This is a genomic window from Bradyrhizobium manausense (genome assembly GCF_001440035.1).
GTDB lineage: Bacteria > Pseudomonadota > Alphaproteobacteria > Rhizobiales > Xanthobacteraceae > Bradyrhizobium > Bradyrhizobium manausense.
The window spans coordinates 41,757-46,050 of the sequence record NZ_LJYG01000054.1; the positions used below are offsets into that span (position 1 = coordinate 41,757).

1 protein-coding gene and 2 pseudogenes are annotated in these 4,294 nt (G+C 64.6%); 2 read left to right on the top strand and 1 reads right to left on the bottom strand.

Annotated features, from left to right (window positions below):
* Both AOQ71_RS47780 and gcvP read left to right on the top strand, forming a co-directional pair.
* Positions 1 to 379: pseudogene (locus AOQ71_RS47780) on the top strand (glycine dehydrogenase (aminomethyl-transferring)); the annotation flags it as partial.
* Between the two features lie 3 nt (positions 380 to 382).
* Positions 383 to 2,678, top strand: a pseudogene (gene gcvP / locus AOQ71_RS14400) (aminomethyl-transferring glycine dehydrogenase); the annotation flags it as partial.
* A 328-nt stretch (positions 2,679 to 3,006) separates the two neighbouring features.
* Here gcvP and recA read toward each other — a convergent pair.
* On the bottom strand, positions 3,007 to 4,095 hold the full coding sequence (gene recA, locus AOQ71_RS14405) for a recombinase RecA (protein WP_057747344.1): 1,089 nt from the start codon (positions 4,093 to 4,095) through the stop codon (positions 3,007 to 3,009).
* Positions 4,096 to 4,294: the final 199 nt, after the last annotated feature.

The window sequence follows — 4,294 nt, forward strand, 5'->3', positions numbered from 1 at the left end:
TCAGCGAGACCGAGGCGATCGCGCATATGGCCGAGCTCGCCCGCCAGAACCAGGTCTTCACCTCGCTGATCGGCCAAGGCTATTCCGGCACGATTTTGCCCGCGGTGATCCAGCGCAACATCCTGGAGAATCCCGCCTGGTACACCGCCTACACGCCTTATCAGCCCGAGATCAGCCAGGGCCGGCTGGAGGCGCTGTTCAACTTCCAGACCATGATCTGCGACTTGACTGGCCTCGACGTCGCCAACGCCTCGCTGCTCGATGAGGCCACCGCCGCCGCCGAAGCCATGGCGCTCGCGGAGCGGCACTCGAGGGTCGAGGCGAAAGCTTTCTTCGTCGACAAGGACGTGCATCCGCAGACGCTCGCCGTGATGCGCACNNNCGAGCCGCTCGGCTGGAATCTGGTCGTCGGCGATCCCCTCACCGATCTCGACAAGGCGGACGTGCTGGGTGCGCTGCTGCAATATCCGGGAACCTCGGGCGCATTGCGCGACCTCAGGCCCGCGATCGCAGCGCTGAAGGCCAAGGGCGCGCTCGCGATCGTCGCCGCCGATCTGCTGGCGCTGACGCTGATTGCTTCGCCCGGCGAATTAGGGGCCGACATCGCGATCGGTTCGGCACAGCGCTTCGGTGTGCCGATGGGCTATGGCGGACCGCACGCGGCCTATATGGCGGTGCGCGATGCGCTGAAGCGCTCGCTGCCCGGCCGCATCGTCGGCCTCTCCGTCGACTCCCGCGGCGCCCCCGCCTATCGCCTCGCGCTGCAGACCCGCGAGCAGCACATCCGCCGCGAGAAGGCGACCTCCAACATCTGCACCGCGCAGGTGCTGCTGGCCGTGATCGCCGCGATGTATGCGGTCTATCACGGCCCCGAGGGCCTTGCGCAGATCGCGCGCAATGTGCATCGCCGCGCCGCCGTGCTCGCGGCCGGCTTGCGCAAGCTCGGCTTTGCGCCCGAGAGCGAAGCTTTCTTCGACACGTTGAGCGTCGATGTCGGCGCCAAGCGCGCCGAAATCATTGCGCGCGCGACCGCCGAGAAGATCAATCTAGGCATCGGCGATACCGCGCTTCGCATTGCGCTCGACGAGACCACGACATCAGCAACGGTCGAAGCCGTCTGGCGCGCCTTCGGCGGCACGCTGTCCTATGCCGAGATCGACGCCGCCACGCGCGAAGCTCTGCCGGAAGCGCTGAAGCGCGCCACCGCGTTCCTCACCCATCCGGTGTTCCACGCGCATCGCTCGGAAACCGAGATGCTGCGCTACATGCGCAAGCTCTCAGATCGCGACCTCGCCCTCGACCGCGCGATGATCCCGCTGGGATCCTGCACCATGAAGCTGAACGCGACCACTGAGATGATGCCGTTGACCTGGCCGGAGTTCGGCTCGCTGCATCCGTTCGCCCCGCGCGAGCAGGCGGCCGGCTATCACGCGCTGTTCGCACGGCTGGAGAAGTGGCTGTGCGACATCACCGGCTATGACGCGATCTCGCTGCAGCCGAACTCCGGCGCGCAAGGCGAATATGCCGGGCTGCTGGCGATCCGCGGCTATCATGCGGCGCGCGGGGAGAGCCATCGCAAGATCTGCCTGATCCCCTCCTCCGCCCACGGCACCAACCCGGCCTCGGCCGCGATGGTCGGCATGGACGTGGTGGTTGTGTCTTGCGAGAAGAACGGCGACGTCGACGTCAATGATCTCCGTGCCAAGGCGGAGAAACACTCGAACGATCTCGCCGCTGTGATGATCACCTATCCCTCGACCCACGGCGTGTTCGAGGAGCATATCCGCGAGATCTGCGACATCGTCCATGGCCATGGCGGCCAGGTGTATCTCGACGGCGCCAACCTCAATGCGCAGGTCGGCCTTAGCAGGCCCGGCGATTACGGCGCCGATGTCAGCCACCTCAATCTGCACAAGACCTTCTGCATCCCGCATGGCGGCGGCGGCCCCGGCATGGGCCCGATCGGCGTGAAGGCGCATCTCGCGCCGTTCCTCCCGGGTCACCCGGCAACCAAGGCGGATGCTGCGGTCGGCCCGGTCTCGGCCGCGCCGTTCGGCTCGGCCTCGATCCTGACCATCTCCTACATCTACATCCTGATGATGGGCGGCGAAGGATTGAAGCGCGCCACCGAGGTCGCGATCCTCAATGCCAATTACATCGCCGCACGCCTCGATGCGCATTTCCCGGTGCTCTACAAGAACGAGAAGGGCCGCGTCGCGCATGAGTGCATCGTCGATCCCCGCCCGCTGAAGACGACCTCGGGCGTCACCGTCGACGACATCGCAAAGCGCCTGATCGATTACGGCTTCCATGCGCCGACCATGAGCTTCCCGGTGCCGGGCACGCTGATGATCGAGCCGACCGAGTCGGAATCCAAGGCCGAGCTGGATCGTTTTTGCGATGCCATGATCGCGATCCGAAAAGAGATCGCCGAGGTCGAGGCCGGCCGCTTCAAGATCGAAGCCTCGCCCTTGCGCCACGCTCCGCACACCGTGCACGATATCGCCGACGATGCGTGGGCTCGTGCCTACACCCGCAGCGAAGGCTGCTTCCCCGACGGCGTCTCGCGCACCGACAAATATTGGTGCCCGGTGGGGCGCGTCGACAACGTCTATGGCGACCGCAATCTGGTGTGCTCCTGCCCGCCGGTGAGCGACTACGCGCAAGCTGCGGAGTAAGCCACAACGGCGGTCTCGTAGGGTGGGCAAAGCGAAAGCGTGCCCACCACCACCCGCCACGTTGGAAGATGGTGGGCACGGCGCAAGTGCGCCTTTGCCCACCCTACGGCACTGAATGCGCTTCTAAGGCGCCACCAGCGAACGGGTCTCTCCATCCCACCGTCACAGCCGTTCATTTGTGAGCAGCGTACCGCCCCACCAGCGCCTGATCGGGTTGTGACGGCGAAAATCTCCCGGCCGCCAACGCACAAAAGAAACGGGCACTGACGACGTCGGCAACTCAACGTCCTCAGCGCCCGCTCCTCGCGAAAACTTTTCGCTTTAAGGCTTACTCGTCCGCCGGCTCCTCGCCGTCGGCGTCGCTCTCGGGCGTGCCGGCCAAAATCTGCTCCGAGATCAAGCCGGAGTTCTGGCGGATCGCGGTCTCGATCTTGGCGGTGATGTCCGGGTTGGACTTCAGGAACGCCTTCGAGTTCTCACGGCCCTGGCCGAGGCGCTGGCTGTCATAGGAGAACCAGGCGCCGGACTTTTCGACGATACCGGCTTTGACGCCGAGATCGAGGATCTCGCCCATCTTGGAGACGCCCTCGCCGTACATGATGTCGAACTCGACCTGCTTGAAGGGGGGCGCCAGCTTGTTCTTCACCACCTTCACACGCGTCGTATTGCCGACCACTTCGTCGCGCTCCTTGATCGCGCCGATGCGGCGGATGTCGAGGCGGACCGAGGCGTAGAACTTCAGCGCGTTGCCGCCGGTCGTGGTTTCCGGCGAGCCGTACATCACACCGATCTTCATGCGGATCTGGTTGATGAAGATCACCATGGTGTTTGACTTGTTGATCGAGGCCGTCAGCTTGCGCAACGCCTGGCTCATCAACCGCGCTTGAAGACCCGGCAGCGCATCGCCCATCTCGCCTTCGAGCTCGGCCTTTGGCACCAGCGCCGCGACCGAATCGACCACCAGCACGTCCACCGCGCCCGAGCGCACCAGCGTGTCGCAGATTTCCAGCGCCTGCTCGCCGGTGTCGGGCTGGGAGATCAAGAGCTCGTCGATGTTGACCCCGAGCTTGCGGGCATAGACCGGGTCGAGCGCGTGCTCGGCGTCGATGAAGGCGCAGATGCCGCCCTTCTTCTGGGCTTCCGCCACCGTGTGCAGCGCCAGCGTGGTTTTTCCTGAGGATTCCGGCCCGTAGATCTCGACGATGCGCCCCTTGGGCAGGCCGCCGATGCCGAGCGCGATATCGAGCCCGAGCGAGCCTGACGACACTGCCTCGATGTCCATCGAACGGTCGTTCTTGCCGAGCTTCATCACCGAGCCCTTGCCGAACTGACGCTCGATCTGGGAGAGCGCGGCAGCCAGAGCTTTACTCTTGTCCATGGAAGATCCTTCGACGATACGCAGGGCAGTGGTGGACATTGGGTCGTGCTCCTTATGGCGAGGATTCGGGTGCGGGACAAACGATTGGCGCGGCGGATCGTCGATAAAAACAATGTACACTATTTGTTCTAGGTTCGCAATATGTTCTTTGCGGATTTGGCGGGGGCTGCCCGTATTAGGACAGCGCCGGATTTGGGGCTGCCCTCATCCGCCTCGTCGGGAATCGAAAGGGGCCACC